13 protein-coding genes and 2 tRNA genes are annotated in these 18,052 nt (G+C 43.4%); 4 read left to right on the top strand and 11 right to left on the bottom strand.

Going from position 1 to position 18,052, the window contains the following annotated elements:
• The first annotated feature begins 210 nt into the window (after positions 1 to 210).
• From AOC03_RS06840 to AOC03_RS06830, 3 genes are all read left to right on the top strand, one after another.
• Positions 211 to 2,436, top strand: a complete 2,226-nt coding sequence (locus AOC03_RS06840; RefSeq protein ID WP_062534476.1) for a M3 family metallopeptidase — start codon at positions 211 to 213, stop codon at positions 2,434 to 2,436.
• Positions 2,436 to 2,693 carry a YheV family putative metal-binding protein gene (locus AOC03_RS06835; protein WP_062534473.1) on the top strand — a complete coding sequence of 86 codons (258 nt, stop codon included), beginning with the start codon at positions 2,436 to 2,438 and terminating at the stop codon, positions 2,691 to 2,693. The genes AOC03_RS06840 and AOC03_RS06835 overlap by 1 nt, the downstream gene beginning before the upstream one ends.
• Before the next feature lie 88 nt (positions 2,694 to 2,781).
• A complete protein-coding gene (locus AOC03_RS06830; protein WP_062534472.1) occupies positions 2,782 to 3,384 on the top strand; it encodes a hypothetical protein in 603 nt (200 codons plus the stop codon).
• 150 nt (positions 3,385 to 3,534) lie between these two features.
• Here the strand turns inward: AOC03_RS06830 and pnp are convergent, their stop codons facing one another.
• The 11 genes from pnp to tpiA form a co-directional block, all read right to left on the bottom strand.
• Positions 3,535 to 5,631, bottom strand: a complete 2,097-nt coding sequence (gene pnp / locus AOC03_RS06825) for a polyribonucleotide nucleotidyltransferase (protein WP_062536576.1) — start codon at positions 5,629 to 5,631, stop codon at positions 3,535 to 3,537.
• Positions 5,632 to 6,199: 568 nt separating this feature from the next.
• The gene (rpsO, locus tag AOC03_RS06820; protein WP_062534470.1) at positions 6,200 to 6,466 is read right to left on the bottom strand and encodes a 30S ribosomal protein S15; all 267 of its coding nucleotides are present in this window, start codon (positions 6,464 to 6,466) and stop codon (positions 6,200 to 6,202) included.
• Positions 6,467 to 6,861: 395 nt separating this feature from the next.
• On the bottom strand, positions 6,862 to 7,938 hold the full coding sequence (gene truB / locus AOC03_RS06815; RefSeq protein WP_062536574.1) for a tRNA pseudouridine(55) synthase TruB: 1,077 nt from the start codon (positions 7,936 to 7,938) through the stop codon (positions 6,862 to 6,864).
• Between the two features lie 92 nt (positions 7,939 to 8,030).
• The gene (locus AOC03_RS06810; protein WP_062534468.1) at positions 8,031 to 8,435 is read right to left on the bottom strand and encodes a ribosome-binding factor A; all 405 of its coding nucleotides are present in this window, start codon (positions 8,433 to 8,435) and stop codon (positions 8,031 to 8,033) included.
• A 143-nt stretch (positions 8,436 to 8,578) separates the two neighbouring features.
• Positions 8,579 to 11,314 (bottom strand): translation initiation factor IF-2, encoded by a 2,736-nt coding sequence (gene infB, locus AOC03_RS06805; protein ID WP_062534466.1) that lies wholly within the window; start codon positions 11,312 to 11,314, stop codon positions 8,579 to 8,581.
• Positions 11,315 to 11,471: 157 nt separating this feature from the next.
• The gene (nusA, locus tag AOC03_RS06800) at positions 11,472 to 12,956 is read right to left on the bottom strand and encodes a transcription termination factor NusA (RefSeq protein ID WP_062534463.1); all 1,485 of its coding nucleotides are present in this window, start codon (positions 12,954 to 12,956) and stop codon (positions 11,472 to 11,474) included.
• A gap of 148 nt (positions 12,957 to 13,104) precedes the next feature.
• Complete coding sequence (gene rimP / locus AOC03_RS06795) at positions 13,105 to 13,605, bottom strand: ribosome maturation factor RimP (RefSeq protein WP_062534462.1); 501 nt, start codon at positions 13,603 to 13,605, stop codon at positions 13,105 to 13,107.
• 411 nt (positions 13,606 to 14,016) lie between these two features.
• Positions 14,017 to 14,093: transfer RNA gene (locus AOC03_RS06790), tRNA-Met, on the bottom strand.
• Between the two features lie 124 nt (positions 14,094 to 14,217).
• Positions 14,218 to 14,301: transfer RNA gene (locus AOC03_RS06785), tRNA-Leu, on the bottom strand.
• Between the two features lie 240 nt (positions 14,302 to 14,541).
• Positions 14,542 to 14,850: a preprotein translocase subunit SecG gene (gene secG, locus AOC03_RS06780; protein ID WP_062534460.1), complete on the bottom strand. Its 309-nt coding sequence runs from the start codon at positions 14,848 to 14,850 to the stop codon at positions 14,542 to 14,544.
• Positions 14,851 to 15,061: 211 nt separating this feature from the next.
• The gene (gene tpiA / locus AOC03_RS06775) at positions 15,062 to 15,883 is read right to left on the bottom strand and encodes a triose-phosphate isomerase (protein WP_062534458.1); all 822 of its coding nucleotides are present in this window, start codon (positions 15,881 to 15,883) and stop codon (positions 15,062 to 15,064) included.
• 362 nt (positions 15,884 to 16,245) lie between these two features.
• Between tpiA and pilB the strand changes: the two genes are divergently transcribed.
• Positions 16,246 to 17,964 carry a type IV-A pilus assembly ATPase PilB gene (gene pilB, locus AOC03_RS06770; protein WP_062534456.1) on the top strand — a complete coding sequence of 573 codons (1,719 nt, stop codon included), beginning with the start codon at positions 16,246 to 16,248 and terminating at the stop codon, positions 17,962 to 17,964.
• Positions 17,965 to 18,052 lie beyond the last annotated feature (88 nt).

The raw sequence follows: 18,052 nt of genomic DNA, 5'->3' as shown, positions 1-18,052 counted from the left end.
CGATTAATCATCATTAGTATAAACAGTTAGGCGTCATTGACTATAAATTAGTTTTTAACCAGTCTTTAATCCTAAAAACTGTTTTACTTTAAATAAAGTATTGGCGGAGGCAGGCTTGGGTTGTATTCTTAGGAAAAGAGTCCCATCATTATTAACACTGATATAAATTTTTGATTATAAATAAATCACCTCTTAACATTGGATATCTCTATGCCGACTCTATCCCCAGATTTACGCCTTGTTGACTTTGCCGACACCGCTCCTAGCACCTTACAGACAGAAGTAACCGCCGCTATTGATAACGCCAATCTTTTTTTAGATCAGCTGGTTGCTATCAAAACGGGTGACAACGTAAGCGCGGAACAAATGAGTGCAGAACCAATAAGCGCGGAACAAGCGTTAGCGGATATTATCGAATTTGACTATATTAATCTGGCGTTAGATCGCAGTTGGGGTATTTTATCGCACCTTAATAGCGTGATGAGTAATGATGACATTCGCCATCTCCATCATGAGTTGCTGCCTAAGTTATCGGCTTATGGCACACGCGTCGGTCAACATCAGCCGCTATTTATGCGTTATCAAGTCATTGTGAATGATACAGCGTTTTTGGCACAGCTTGAGCCAGCACGACGACGCGCCATTGAACTGGCAATACAAAGCTTTGAGCTGTCTGGTGTTGCCTTACCAAAAGCTGAGCAGGATAAATTCGCGGCGATTCAAAGTGAGCTATCGACGTTATCCGCAATCTTCTCAGATAATATCTTGGATGCCACTCAATCTTATACATTGCCGTTAAAGCCTGAGCAACTAGCAGGATTGACCGAAAGTGGCTTGGCATTATTAGCGGATGCAGGCGAGCAATATAAAGCCCACGAATTAGAAAATGGCGCGCTGACGCCAGCTGAAATCGATGCCTTGCCGCAGCCTTATTATGTGGCAACCTTAAATATTCCTGTTTATATTGCAGTGATGACTTATGCGGACAATCGCGAGCTGCGTGAGACGCTGTACCATGCTTATGTGACTCGTGCTTCAGAATTTGATACCCATACCAATGCCAAAGGTGAGTCGCTTAATAATGCCAATATTATGGGGAAAATCTTACAACTGCGCGAACAAAAAGCCCAGCTATTAGGCTTTGCCAACTATGCGGAGATGTCGCTGTCCACTAAGATGGCAGATAGTGTTGCCGAAGTTGAGACTTTTTTGCGTAGTCTGGCAACGCAAGCCACACCGACTGCCAAACAAGACTTAGCACAATTACAAGATACAGCTAAAGAGTATGATATTAGCGACTTGCAGCCTTGGGACAGTGCTTATATCGCTGAAAAAGTGAAGCAGAGCAAATTCAGCTTATCGCAAGAAGAAATTCGTCCGTATTTTCCACTGCCAAAAGTCATTGATGGTCTATTTGCCATCGTTAAGCGCCTATATGGCATCACGGTACGCGAACAGCATAACCGTGATACAGAGGTAGTGACCAGTCAACATACCGCTGTATCGCGCTGGCATGATGATGTGCGTTTTTATCAATTATTCGATGCCAATAATACGTTGCTTGGTGGCTTTTACTTCGATTTATTTGCTCGTAATGGCAAACGTGGCGGTGCGTGGATGAGTGGCTTTCAGTCGCGTTATGTTCATGACGAGCAAGACTATCAACAGCTACCCGTTTGCTTTATGGTCGGTAACTTTACCCCCGCGCTTGATGGCAAACCGAGCCTATTGACTCATGATGAAGTCATTACTTTATTCCATGAGTTTGGTCATGGTCTGCATCATTTATTAACGCAAGTGACCGTTGGTGATGTGGCAGGGGTGAATGGCGTGGAGTGGGATGCGGTGGAACTGCCCAGTCAGTTTATGGAAAATTGGGCGTGGGATGCTGAAGGTATTGCCCTGATTAGCAGCCATGTTGAGACTGGTGAGCCGTTGCCAAAAGACAAGCTTGATGCCTTACTTGCCGCTAAGAATTTCCAAAGTGGTATGCAAACGCTACGTCAAATTGAGTTCGCGTTATTTGATTTATTAATTCACGCGCACACGCCTGTGCTGGATTATACCGGTATTATTGCGACTTTAGATAGCGTCCGCAGTGATATTGCCATTATGGATACGCCCGACTATAACCGTTTTGCTAATGGCTTTAGTCATATTTTTGCAGGCGGTTATGCCGCCGGTTATTATTCTTATAAATGGGCGGAACTATTATCTGCTGATGCCTTTAGTAAGTTTGAAGAAGAAGGTATCTTCAATCCTATTATCGGCAACGCCTTTCGGGAGACCATTTTAGCGGTGGGTGGCAGCTTACCTGCTAAAACTAACTTTGAGAATTTCCGTGGGCGCAGTGCCAGTATTGATGCCCTATTACGCCATAGTGGTTTTCATCATGAGCAGGCGACTAACACTAGCCTAAACAGTAAGGTAAGCTGATGCGCTATCAATCTGAACGTCCAAAACGCCAATTCTTAGCAGGGGTTCGCTGTCCTAAATGTGCGGCAATGGATGCGGTGGTGCAAATAAATATTGTATCACCTGCTCCTGATGAATATATTGAATGTACCCAATGTGGTCATACCGAACATCGCCCTGACCCTGAGGCGATTAGTGCCAAAAATCATCTCGAAGATCAGCTTGCTCGCGATGCCATGATGACGGGCACAAGTGGTACGGTAAAGTTTAAAAACTAAAAATTAAAAGCGAACGCCTAAATCATACTCTCGCAGCCATAATTTTTTATTTATCTCCTATTCACTATCGACTTATAGAGTATTCATTATGGCTGTTATCCACCAAACCTATGAGCCTATTTTAAACAGCAACGCCCAAGTTCTCGTACTGCCTGTCAATAATGCCGGTACGCTTTTAGACCCAGTACTAATGCGTACTAAAACGCTATACCCTGACAACTATCAAAGCTATCGCCGCCGCTGCCTCGATGGTAGTCTGAAAGTTGGTAGCTGTCTGTTACATAAACGCCAACGTGAACAAGCGGGATTAAGTGCCAGTACGAATAGTAATCAGCCTAATTATATTGCGAATTTAGTCATCTCTGACCACCCTTATCATGCGACTCACTTGCGCTGGCTGGGTGCTGCCTTGATAGAATGTCAACAGCAGCTATTACCGCTCATTCGTGATCAAGGCGTTCGTAGAATAGCGGTATTAACGCGCCCATTTATCGTGCCTACTTCCCCGAATAATGACGGCCATAGCCCCTCTGATAGCACGAATCACCTCAATATTGACAGCTCATCTGCTTTTAAAGCTTTAGATTGGCACTCTGAAATATTGCCATTATTTACCCAGCATTTGCAAGACTTGCCTAAGGTACGTATTGATTTGCACCTACCCAAATTTATAGCCATTAACATAGATTAAGCACTCAAGTAATTTTTAAGCTGTTTACTTGCTTATTTTACTATCACTTTTTCAAACTCATAAAAAAACCGCCTTGAGACCATGCTCAAAGCGGTTTTTATAATATGAAAACAATACGATATGAATTCAGAAGAATGTCAGTGATTAGACTTAGTTCTGCTCAACACCTTTCATGGTCAATTTGATACGACCACGGTTATCGACGTCTTGTACCAATACGTTAACGATTTGACCTTCTTTTAGATAGTCAGACACATTCTCTACGCGCTCATCGGCGATTTGTGAGATATGAACGAGACCATCAGTATTTGGCAAGACGTTAATGAATGCACCAAAGTCAACGATACGAGCAACCGTACCTTCATAGGTTTTGCCCACTTCAACTTCAGCGGTCAAAGCTTCAATTTTACCAATAGCAGCTTTAGTGGCGGCTTTATTTTCACCAAAGATACGAATGTTACCGGCATCATCGATATCAATAACCGCACCAGTTTCTTCGGTTAGCTGACGGATAGTTGCACCGCCTTTACCGATAACGTCACGAATCTTGTCTGGGTTGATGGCAATAACCGCATAGTTAGGCGCATGCGCATTGATTTCAGTACGGCTCTCTGGCAGTACTTTATTCATAGCGTCTAAAATATGGATACGACCAGCATGGGCTTGCTTGAGCGCTTGCTCCATGATATCAGGGGTAATACCTTCGATTTTAATGTCCATTTGTAGGGCAGTAATACCGTCTTTAGTACCTGCAACTTTAAAGTCCATATCGCCAAGATGATCTTCATCACCCAAGATGTCAGACAATACCGCAAAGCGCTCGCCTTCTTTAACCAAACCCATGGCGATACCAGCAACGGGTGCTTTCATTGGTACGCCCGCGTCCATCAATGCTAAGCTTGCGCCACAAACTGACGCCATAGACGATGAACCGTTTGATTCAGTAATCTCTGATACCACACGGATCACATAAGGGAAGCGTTCGCTATCAGGCAGCATGGCTTGTACACCGCGGCGCGCTAGGCGACCGTGACCGATTTCGCGACGTTTAGGTACGCCTTCACGACCAGTTTCGCCCACTGAGAAATGCGGGAAGTTATAATGCAACATGAAATGGTCCCGAATCGTACCAGCAAGCGAGTCAATCATGTTGACATCACGGCTGTTACCAAGGGTAGTCGTTACCAAGGCTTGGGTTTCACCACGCGTAAATAACGCTGAACCATGAGTAAATGGCAACACGCCAACTTGTACATCAAGGGCACGAACCGTTTCTAAATCACGACCGTCAATACGTGGTTTGCCTGACAAGATATTGTCACGAACCGTACGATATTTTAAATCATTATAGATTTCTTTAAGCTCAGCAACATTGTTGCTATAAGCTTCTGACTCAACATCGCCAGCAAGTGCTGCGATAGACGCATCTTTGATTTCGTCAAGTTTCGCATAACGGGCTTGCTTGTCAGTAATGGTATAAGCGTCAGACACTTGCGCACCGAACTGCTCTTTCATGCCAGTCTCTAATGCTTCATCACGTTTAGGCGCAGTATATTGTTGCTTAGCAGTGCCCACTTCTGCGGCTAATGACGCAATGTTATCTATAACGATTTGCTGCTGCTGATGACCGTATAATACCGCACCTAGCATTTGATCTTCTGACAGCTCTGCCGCTTCAGATTCAACCATCAATACGGCAGACTTTGTACCAGCTACGACCAAATCAAGGTCACTTTCTTTTAGCTGTTCAAGCGTTGGGTTAAGAACGTATTCACCGTTGATAAAGCCAACGCGCGCAGCGGCAACAGGACCATTGAATGGCGCATCAGAGATGGATAGCGCAGCTGAAGCACCGATTAGTGCAGCGATATCTGCTGACTGAGTTTTGTCAGATGACACAACCGTTGCGGTGATTTGGATTTCGTTCACATATCCTTCAGGGAACAATGGACGAATCGGACGGTCAATCAGACGCGACGTTAAGGTTTCAAACTCACTTGCACGACCTTCACGTTTGCCGTACGCACCTGGGATTTTACCAGCGGCATACATTTTTTCTTGATAGTTAACCGTTAATGGAAAAAAGTTTTGACCTTCTTTCGCATCAGATTTCACAACAGCGGCAACAAGTACAGATACGCCACCCATGTGTACTAAAATAGAATGGGCTTGGCGTGCGATGCGACCGGTTTCGATAACCACTTGCTGGTCGCCGTATTGGAATTCACGTTTAATCGTATTAAACATTGTCGGATTTGTCATATAATTTTTTTCCTAATATTGAATGACGAAGATCGTATCAGCTATATAAATAGTGTGATACTGATCGTTATAAATTCTGGCTATAGTGCTTGATTGTCCAGCAGTATCATTACAAAACCTGCTCTCAATAAGCTTAAATTCATACACTTTACGGTGATACCACTGTCTTTGTGCGACTTCAAATTCGATGTCATATAAGCGTGGATCTGCTTTTATTCATGCTAAAGGCAGGCATATATGACTTAGCTTTCTTTTTTCTACGTGTACATCTATTGAACGTCTGTTATATAGCGACGGCGATATAAAATCGCAGTGCATTATTTTACAGTGATTTATAGCCATTGACCAATTTATTGCAATATTGGCTAGAGATGACTTTTTCTCACTATATTCTCACCGCCACGTTACCCTCACTGCCACGTTCGTACGCTTAGTAGCTTACTACCTTGTACGCACGTTTCATCTTTATACTTACTTAATTACCATAAAAAAACGGTGTGAAACTATTCCACACCGTTTTTGTACTGCTGCTATCTTTGTATCTGGCGTTGAATTAACGACGTAGACCCAATTGGCTGATCAATGTGGTATAACGACCAAGATCTTTACCTTTTAAGTAATCAAGCAATTTACGACGCGTATTAACCATACGGATTAAACCGCGACGGCTATGATGATCCGCTTTATGTGCTTTAAAATGATTCTGTAAATCATTAATACGTGCGCTTAATAGAGCCACTTGAACTTCAGGGGAACCAGTGTCATTTTCGCCACGTTGATATTGGGCGATAATTTGTTCACGATCAGAATTAGTTAACATAGATTTCTCCGGCAATGCTAAAAGATCCAAAGGCACTCAATAAATTTGAGCGATTATGGAACGATAGAATAGTATATATAAAATAGCTTGCCTATCATTCAGGACAACCCTGCATTACTAGAGTGGACCTACTGATAAGCAAACACGATGTTTTGACGTGGCGCAATTATAGCAAAAAACTGCTGAACTAACAGCAATTTTCCACCTTAGTTTTCAGTCGTTTTTAATGACTGTTGGCAAGGGTAATATTACCGTGTTTAAGGATTATAAAGCCGCTTATTTAAAAACGGTTATAGCCCTTATTTAGATTTATCAGTATTATCCTGCGGTGCATGAGCACTAAGCGCATCGTCAGCTCACGACATGGTTGTTGCTTTAGCTAACCTATCAACACCCTATCTTTGAATCAGCTTCTTAGGTTGTAAACGCCCATTCAGGCTCACTGCCCCTAAGCCGATGAACTGACCTTGCTCATCTATCAGGCGAATATCGACAGCTTGCTCATGCTCCAATGATGGCACTGGTTGAACGTCACTGTCGTTATCTGCATTCTGCAGAGGCTCAGAAGCTTTTTCTTCTTTTTGCATCTTTTGAACATTTTCTAAAATATAATGTTGTAATTCATCTGTGAGCTGCTCAAAGACGTTGAGGCGCTGACCTTGATGCACACGTTCGCATTGTAAGGCGGTCAATATCAGTTGAGATTCAATATTGACGCACGCATCTACGGGTAACAATTGCGCCATACGACTATCTGGTGTTTGCGCCTCCAACTCTGCCAAAGTAAGGGCATCTTCAAGCAGAAAATCACCGACTTGCAAGCGACGTAAAGCTGTTAAATGACCTAACGTGCCTAATACTTTGGCAATGTCTTCTGCTAAAACGCGGACATAAGTGCCTTTGGTACAGGTGACCGTCAGCTGAATTTGCTCGTCATCAATCTTTATCAAGCTAATCGCTTTAAGCACAATATTTCTTGGCGCACGCTCAACCTCTATCCCAGCCCGCGCGTATTCATAAAGCTTTTTACCGTCTTTTTTTAAGGCGGAATACATGGGCGGAATTTGCTGCTGCGTACCTAAAAACTGCTGAGCAATCGTATTTAACAGTGCATCATCAAATACTGGAATAGCCGCTTCAAGCGTAACCTGTCCATCAGCATCGCCCGTATCTGTCTGCCGACCCAGTAATATCGTCGCTTGATAGGACTTATCGGCATCCAGCTGATAGTGGCTGAACTTGGTTGCCTCCCCCAAGCAAATAGGTAGGAGTCCGGTCGCCATCGGGTCAAGTGTGCCAGTATGACCAGCTTTTTTGCTGTCATGCACAGGTGACTTAAAAAGGTACTTCACTTTTGAGACGACTTGCTGTGAGGTCATACCTTTTGGCTTATCAATTAAGATAACCCCAGAAACCTTTATTTTACTGGCGGGCTTGTTACTTGCTTGTTTTGTCATTGCTTGTTTTGTCATTGCTTGCGGTGTACTTGCTTGGTTGGGCGATATAGACATGGTGGTCACGACTCGTCTGTTTCTGACTATTCTGTTTTTTACTGGTCTGGTTGTTACTGGTCTGTTTCTTGCGCTTCAGCTTCATTTTGCTCAGTTTTGATAACCGCTTGGCTAATCAAATCCATCATATAATTACCACGAGCGGTGACTTCATCATAATGAAAGCGTAAACGCGGAGTGGTACGGGTTTTTAAGCTATGGCTCAGCTCGGTACGTAGGAATCCAGCAGCTTTGTTGAGTACTTTGACACTCTCTTCATGATTGGCTTTGGTCATGGCATCATTAAGCTCAGGCTCCATGATGGTGACATAAACTTCTGCATAGCCCAAATCTGGGCTGACTTTCACACTAGAGATGGTCACAAAACCAGTGAGGCGCGGATCATTCACTGCATCACGAATAAGAACAGCAAGCTCGCGCTGAATCTGATCGGCTAAGCGTTGTAAGCGTTGGTTCATATTATTATCCTATTTTTTATAAAAAAATTGCTTGGGCTATATAAATAAAAAAGGTCTAGCAGGATGAACCTGTTAGACCTAAATACAGCACGATATCAGTCAGCAATGCTAAAGATGCTCAGCTGGTTAGGCTTATCGTGTACTTAAATAGTACGCTCAAACTGCTGAATCTCAAACACTTCAATTTTGTCACCGGCTTCAACGTCATAGCCACGAACAGCAAGACCACATTCCATGCCAGTACGCACTTCGTTAACGTCTTCTTTATAGCGACGTAGCGACTGCAATTGACCGGTAAAGATAACTTGGTCATCACGTAGGACACGAATGGGCTTATTACGGAAAATAGTTCCTTCAACCACCATACAACCGGCAGCAGCACCAAACTTACTAGAACGGAACACTTCACGTACGTCAGCAACACCCAAAATCTTCTCACGATGTTCAGGCGCAAGCATACCACTCATTGCCGCTTTCACATCATCAATCAAGCCATAGATAACGCTGTAATAACGAATATCCATGTCAGCAGCATCTGCTGTACGGCGCGCCGTTGCATCTGCGCGAACGTTAAAGCCGAGCAATACCGCTTCGCTAGATTCAGCAAGGGTCACGTCAGATTCAGAAATCGGACCGACACCTGAGCTGATGACGCGAACTTTGACTTCATCAGTCGATAATTCATTCAAGGCTGAAAGCAAGGCTTCTAATGAACCACGAACATCGGTTTTAAGAACGATATTTAAGAATGAGACATCACCTTGTTCCATCTGCTCAAACAAACTCTCTAAGCGCATGGTGTTCTGACGGTCAAGTTGCTGCTCACGCTCACGGTTGGCTCTGAAATCTGCCACTTCACGGGCTTTTTTCTCATCGCTAACGACTAAGAATTCACTACCAGACGCTGGGGTTTCAGGTAAACCTAAAATCTCAACAGGAATAGAAGGTCCGGCTGATTGAATACGATTACCATGCTCATCAATCATGGCACGAACTTTACCATAATGTTCGCCGGCTAATACCAAGTCGCCTTGCTTCAACGTGCCTTTTTTGACCAAGACAGTAGCAACAGGACCACGACCTTTTTCAAGTCTAGATTCAATGACCACACCTTGCGCAGCACCGTCTAGTGGCGCTTCTAATTCCATTAGCTCTGCTGTTAAGCTGATATATTCTAAAAGCTGATCAATACCTTCGCCAGTTTTGGCTGAGATACGTGCCATTGGTGTGTCGCCACCCCATTCTTCTGAGATAACTTGCTTAGCCGTCAGCTCATTCAGTACACGATCAGGATCAGCGCTTGGCTTATCCATTTTGTTGATAGCAACAATAATTGGTGTACCCGCTGCACGCGCGTGATCAATTGCTTCTTCAGTTTGCGGCATCATACCATCATCAGCAGCAACCACTAGAACCACGATATCTGTCGCTTGAGCACCACGTGAACGCATCGCACTAAAGGCGGCGTGACCTGGGGTATCAAGGAAGGTAATAACGCCACGTGCGGTTTCCACATGATACGCACCAATATGCTGAGTAATACCACCAGCCTCGCCAGTGGCGACTTTGGTTTCGCGAATCTTGTCTAGTAAAGAGGTCTTACCATGGTCAACGTGACCCATAATCGTCACTACCGGCGGACGCGCTTGGATGTTACTACTACGCTCATCAACGGCATCATGAAGATCATCTTCAACCTTAGTATCACTAACTAATACTGGGTTGTGACCCATTTCTTCGACAAGCAGACTGGCAGTCGCTTGATCAATGCTGTCTGACTCGCTTGCCAACTCACCCATTTTCATAAGTAGCTTAGTCACTTCACGGGCTTTAACAGCCATACGTTGTGCCAAGTCTGAAACGGTGATTTGCTCACTGATTTCAACATCATAAATAATTTTTTCAACTGGCTTTTCAAACTTGTGCTGTGCCGCTTGTGACGAACGTAAACCGCTGTTACGGTTTTTCATTTCACGCTCATCTTGGTTCTTACGACGACGACCACGAGTACCAGTGCTGCTTGCTCCACGCTTAATCTCGCGGCGCTCTTTCTCGAACGATTCTTCTAAAGCATCACCAACTAAACCTTCAGCCAAAGGCTCATCTTTACGCACTTCAGTAGTCGGTTGATCGGTATATTTACCAGCCATTTTACGCATTTGCTCAAGGGTACGCTTTTGCGCCTCTTCAGCTTGGGTACGACGGGTTTCTGTTTCGATTTGACGTAGGCGACTTTCTTCTTTCTCACGTACTTCACGCGCTTTACGCTCAGCTGCAGTTTCTACTTTTGGCTTAGTCGCGGCGACTTTTTTCTTCTCTTTCTCTTTTTCTTTAACAATGATCTCAACAGGCGTGTTTTTACCGCCTTTTTTGACCACTACTGAAGAGTTGGCAACTTTAGCACTTTTGCCATCAGAGCTTTTACTTGAGCCGAGACTGGTACGCATGGCCGCTAAGGTTGCTGCTTGGCGTTCTTCAGCTTTCTTCTTAGTCGTCGCACGCTCTTCCGCTTCTTTTGCTGCACGTGCTTGCGACTCAATCAGAGCCTGTTCACGGTTAGCAAGTTCTTCAGCCATTTTTTCGGGATCTGGTTTTTCAAATACTTTCTTTTTACGCACTTCAACATTAACGCTCTTTGATTTACCTGAAGAGCCGGTCACGCGCGCAGTACTGGTCGTCTTAGATTTTAGGCTAATACGGCGTTTTTCTTGCTGGCCATGACTTTGTTTTAAATACGTCACCAACTTCTCTTGCTCAAGTTCGGTGACTAAGTCATCCTCACTACGAGCAGGTAGCCCAGCATCCACTAATTGCTGCTGTACAGCAGTTGCGGCTTTGCCTACCATATCTGCCAGTTCTTTGACGGTCTTATCTGCCATTGATTATCACCTACTGTCTATTGTTTGCTATATGTTCAATTCAATTATTGGCTACCAATGATTGCGCTAAAGTGGATAGCAGGGTCATATGTGCACCATGATATCCACTTTATTGTCGCTAGCATATCACCAAAAGACAGTGATATGCAGTTAACGGCTATTCATTGAACCAAGATTCCCGCGCTTTCATAATCAGCTGTCCTGCTGTCTCAGCATCTAAGCCTTCGATATCTTCTAAATCAAATACTGCTTGTTCAGCCAAATCATCAACGGTAATGATATCTTTTTGTGCCATTTTATAAGCCCAACTGACGGTCATACCTTCAAGATCTTGCAGCTCTTGACTTGGCTCTTTCATATTTTGTTGTTTGACCAGCTCATCAGCGATAACCACTTCTTTAGCACGCTCTTGAATCATGTCAATCGCGTCATCGTCTAAACCTTCTATATCATAGAAAGTGTCAACAGGCACATACGCGACTTCTTCAATACTGCTAAAACCGATATCTACGAGCGCTTGAGCCAAATCGCGATCGACTTCTAGACGCTCATAAAACAAATCAATAAAGCCTTTTGATTCATTTTCTTGACGCTGCTTGTATTCTTCTTCCAACATCATATTGAGCTTATAGCCCGTCAGCTCAGAAGCTAAGCGTACATTTTGACCTTGTGAGCCAATAGCACGCGCCAGCTGATCATTGGTGCTAAAGACGATATCAGCAGTTTTAGTATCTTCATCGAGAATAATACTACTTACGTCTGCAGGCTCAAGGGCACTGATAATATATTGGGCTGGATCATCTGACCACACCACAACATCAATACGCTCGCCATCAAGCTCTTGCTGCACTGCTTGAATACGCGTACCACGCATACCAATACAAGCACCGACTGGATCAATGCGATGATCGTTGGTTTTCACTGCTATTTTAGCACGAGTACCTGGCAAACGAGCGACGTTACGAATCTCAATGATTTGCTCAGCGATTTCAGGCACTTCTTTTTGCATCAGTGCAGAAAGCATTTCAGGATGCGTGCGTGATAATAATAACTGTGCCCCACGGTTCTCACGATTCACATGATATAAAATCGCGTTAATGCGTGATTTTACACGTAGCTGCTCACGTGGCAGCATTTGATCACGTGCCAAATACCCTTCAGCATTGTCGCCTAGATCAATGATATAACCATCGCGTGTTTGTTTTTTTACCTCGCCATACATCATCTCGCCAACGCGTGGCTCAAAAGCATCGGCAACGAGCGCACGCTCAGCTTCACGAATTTTTTGGATAATGACTTGCTTAGCTTGAGTGGCCGCAATACGACCAAATTCAATCGACTCAATCTGCTCTTCTTTAATATCACCAATTGACCATTCTTCTTGATCTAAATCAGTAATAGCAAGCTGACAGGCTGGCATCTCATGATCTTCATCAGCCACGACCGTCCAATAACGGTAAGTATCATAGTCACCAGTCTCACGATTGATTGCTACCCGTACCGCCACTTCTGGCTGCTCGGTGTATACTTTTTTCTTGGTTGAGACCACTAAAGCGTCTTCTATGGCTTCAAAGATGTCTTCAGGATTTAAGCCTTTTTCATTACTGACGGTTTCAACTACCGTTAAGATTTCACGACTCATGCTATACCTGTCCTATCATTTTATAATTGGCTTAAATTTTATAATTTTCGTATTGACACTATGTTACTACAGTAAGCCATACGCTATTTAAAGTTTGAATAGTCTATCTGTACTACTCTATATAGACTACTAAGTAGTCTGCATCAATCTAAGCATCTTCATAAATCAAATTGGCTTTATCAATATTGCTTAAATCAATTTTGAACTGCTCACTATCCGTAGTCGTCAGTGTTAAGCTCGTCGCATCGATACTATTTAAGATACCCGTCACTTTACGACGTTTTTTATCGCCTTCACCGATTGCTTGAATCAAACGTAGGCTGACGGTCTGACCGACATAGTGATGCATTTGCTCATCAGAGAAAAATGCGCGATCAAAGCCAGGTGAAGACACTTCTAAAATAAATTCGCCAGCAATAGGATCGTGCACCTCAAGAATACCACTGACTTGGTGATTCACCGCTGCGCAGTTTTCAATCGTTACATGTTTATCTTGCGCTTGCTCTTCAGGCAATGACTCAATATAGATACGCAACAAAGAACGCTGTCCTTGGGGTACGAACTCTACACCCCATAATGCCACGTCACAAGCAGCGACGGCAGGGGCAATAATCGAGGTTAACTCTGTCACTTTGGTAGAAAGTTTCATAATCTGTTTATCGCTTCCTATTCACTTATTAATCAGGCTAAGTGAATTATATAATGGGTGGATATGTATTTTTAAAGGCGTCGTCAGCGCTATTTTTCATATTTATTCATAATCAAACGACTGTCTACTGTCTATCTGTGCTTTTATGACTCACCAAGCAATTTTATTATTATGTATATAGCAGCATGGTTCTACAGCCGTAGCTGTAAAAAAGAGTGAAATAAAAGGTAGTGTCGCTTACGAATAATAAGGCAAAACGCGGATATTATTGTACTCTATAGACGTAGAGCTTAGCATAATTATGATAAATACTGCGATAACACTAACTTTCAGATACAAAAAAACCCACAAACATAATGGTGGGCTGATTGTTACTGACAAATTTAGGTTACAAAACATCAGTATAAAAAGTGGTAGCGGGGGCTGGATTTGAACCAACGACCTTCGGGTTATGAGCCCGACGAGCTACCAGACTGCTCCACCCCGCATCAATCTAGAACGCACATTATAGGTAGGTTTTATACAACTGTCAATCTTTATTTTAAAATAACTTAAATTAAAAATCTCGTTGCTATAATCTCTAACCTCACGCGGTGCTGCGTGTCAAAAACTTGGTGCGATTGGGGGGACTTGAACCCCCACAGCTTGCGCCACCACCCCCTCAAGATGGCGTGTCTACCATTCCACCACAATCGCTTAATACTGTCTGTGCTGCTTTCTCTTATAACACTATTTTGATACTTATCAGATAAACCATGAGGATGATGATAATAAGTAAAGCGCTATAAATGTAGGAAGGCATTGTAAAACTAACGGCTTGAAATTGCAAGAGCAGTGATCAAAAACGTTACTATCAATCGACATCAACATCAATATTGCTATGCCTTACTTATGATATTAAAAACTTATGGCATCAAAAATACTATGAATAAGCTGTTATTGCGTATTTCCAGTTAATGGACGTGGCGTTTGCGGTACTGAAACAGGCGTGTCTAAGCGAAATTGGTCTTCGGCTTGTTTTCGGGCTTGTACCGCTAGCGTCATACTGGTGACAAAAAATATGGCGGTCAATACGGCGGTAGCACGAGTCAGGAAGTTTGCGGTGCCGGCAGCGCCAAATACAGTGCCTGAAGAACCAGCACCAAAAGAAGCCCCAGCATCTGCCCCTTTACCATGCTGTATCAAAATCAAGCCGATCATGGCAATCGCCACAATAATATGCAGGGCTAATATAAACGTGTACATGGTGTCCTCTTTTGCCGCGTAATGACGACTGCTAACGGTAGTTAAATCTTAGGGTTAAACAATGATGCTAAGTACAATGGCATTAAATAAGGCGCATTGTACACGATTGCAAGGACACTGTTAAAGACAGTTATCACAATTTATCAGGTCATGGTGAGATATGGTGGGTAATCTATGTACGAGTATCACGCCTAAATTTTAGCGCAATAGATTAGGCTTTCGCACGTATAAAAGCATCAGCAATTGCCAAAAAGCTGTCTGCCTTTAATGCTGCACCACCAACCAAGGCACCATTTATCATAGGACTTGCGGCAAAGTTATCGGCATTGACAGCATTAACGCTACCGCCATATAACACACTGATATTAGCAAGCGGGGCGGCAAAACTGGCGACGGTTTGCTTGATATATTCATGAGTAGCGCTGACTTCGGTGACGGTAGGTACTTTACCCGTGCCAATCGCCCAGACAGGTTCATAAGCGATGATTAAGTGGTCAGCGAGCTTCTGAGCACATTCAGGGCTTTGGTTGGATTGCTGATTAAGCAGCTCTTTTATGACGGAGAGTTGCGCGTCTAATACGGAAAGGGTTTGCTTGGCATCATACTGGGCTTGGGTTTCACCGACACATAGCACAATGCCTAAACCTTGCGCCAAGGCATTACTCATTTTTTGTACCAGAATATCATTACATTCTTTATGGTACTGTCGGCGCTCAGAGTGCCCTAATATGGTCCACGATGCGCCAGCATCCGCGACTTGCTGCGCTGAGCAGTCTCCGGTATAAGCACCGGTGCTGTGACTGTGGGCGCTGATGTCTTGCGCAGCACACAGTAATGAGGAGTCTTGCAGGCGCGCACTGACACTTGCCAGATGGATGCAGCTGGGTGCGACCATTAATTGGCAAACAGCAGTCGCAGCATTTTTAGTCACATTATCCTTATTAGTTGCTTGTAATAAACTATCTACGAGCATAGTAACGTCGTGATTCGTTGCTGGATTTTGCTTCCAATTACCAATTACCCAAGTTTGCATTACTCATCTACCTTGTATCGAATGTCATTGCCAAGATGGCTGATATGCGCGCAAGTATAACAAATATTTGTCAAGTGCTATAGTATAGGCTTAATTCAATCATGGTTTTGATCACTCACTACTGTGATAACCGGTCATCTTTAATAATCTTTAGATAATTTTAATATTTTTTAATTGGTCACTACTCTAGCGTGATGATGCCTGTTTTTAGTGTCCTTATCCTTTAGTCCTTATCCTTTAATTGCTATATTTATCTAGGGATTAGCCATAACAGCTGCTATCCCTTAATTGTCACGTTTCTTGCATATATTTCTATTATATTGAGCGTTTTGTCGCCTATCCAGCATTAGGAAAACAGTTTTATGTCTAGCACAAGCAGTAATTTTGGTGGTCTGCCGCAGCAATTGATTAACAAAGGCATTGTTAGCGAAGCATTTATGAAAACGGCACTGCTTGAATCACAGCAACAGCAGGTCGGACTGGTGTCGTATTTGGTAGCCAATAAAATGGCGGATGCTTATGCGTTGGCACAGCTGCTGTCAAAAGCATTCGACGATCCATTTTTTGATCTGAATGTGCTGAGTAATGACAATATACCAAAAGACTTGGTTGATGAAAAAATCATCCGTAAGTTTAATGCACTGCCCATCTTTAAGCGTGGGCAGCGCCTGTTTGTAGCACTCAGTGATCCGACACGTATCGATGCGATTGATGCCATCGCCTTTAATTCACGACTGTCTATTGAAACCGTCGTCGTCGAAGACGATAAACTTAAAAAGCGTATCGATAGTCTTTATGCAGATACCATGCAAAATTTTGGTAGTTTTGCCGATAGTGACTTAAAAGTTGGTTTTAATGATGACGACAATGATAGCGACAATGAGGGCGAAACCAAACTTAGCGATAACGTCGAGGAAGCGCCAGTTGTCAAATTCGTCAATAAAATGCTGGTGGATGCGATTCGTATGGGTGCATCTGACTTACATTTTGAGCCGTATGAGAAATCTTACCGAGTGCGCTTTCGGGTGGATGGGGTCATGCAAAAAATGTCTAATCCGCCGGTACAACTGGCGGGCAAAATCGCGGCACGTCTTAAAGTCATGTCACAGATGGATATCTCAGAACGCCGTTTGCCACAAGATGGACGTATTAAACTCAAATTATCTAAAAATAAAGCCATCGACTTTCGAGTAAACTCGTTACCGACACTGTTTGGCGAAAAAATTGTCCTGCGTATTTTGGATCCCTCCTCTGCGATGCTCGGTATTGAAGCCTTAGGCTACGAGCCTGATCAAAAAGAGATGTTCTTAGAAGCATTGCATAAGCCACAAGGGATGCTGTTAATCACGGGTCCTACTGGTTCTGGTAAAACAGTGTCTTTATATACCGGGCTTAATATTCTTAATACCGAAGAAACCAATATATCTACTGCTGAAGATCCTGTCGAGATTAATCTTGAAGGTATTAATCAGGTCAACGTGAACGCAAAAGTGGGGCTGACCTTCTCGAACGCCCTCAAATCATTTTTACGCCAAGATCCCGATATTGTGATGGTGGGTGAGATTCGTGACCTTGAAACCGCCGAAATTGCTATTAAAGCTGCGCAGACCGGACACATGGTACTGTCAACGCTACACACTAACTCCGCACCTGAAACCTTAACTCGTCTGCGTAATATGGGTGTGGCGTCATTTAATATTGCCACGTCAGTGAACTTAGTGATTGCGCAGCGCTTGGCACGACGCTTATGCAAAAACTGCAAAAAGCCCATCACCATTCCCCATAAAAGTTTACTAGAACTTGGCTTTAATGAAGCGGATTTAGATAACCCAGAGAACATTATTTATGAACCTGTCGGCTGTAGTGAATGTCGTGAAGGCTATAAAGGTCGAGTGGGTATTTATGAGGTGATGAAAGTCAGTAAAGATATTTCACGTATTATTATGGAAGATGGTAACGCTATTAATATTAAAGATGCGGCGCTCAAAGAAGGCTTTCGTGATTTGCGGCGCTCCGGTATTTTAAAAGTATTACAAGGCGTGACCAGTATTCAAGAGATGATGCGCGTTACCTCTGAGTAGCATGACATTACTATGACTTAAGTAGATAGAATAAACCATAACGGCAAGACGATAGAATGTCGTAAACAAATAACAAATAACAAATAAC

It is taken from the genome of Psychrobacter urativorans, from assembly GCF_001298525.1.
In the GTDB taxonomy this organism is placed as follows: domain Bacteria; phylum Pseudomonadota; class Gammaproteobacteria; order Pseudomonadales; family Moraxellaceae; genus Psychrobacter; species Psychrobacter urativorans_A.
This window is presented reverse-complemented; position numbering and strand designations above follow the sequence as displayed.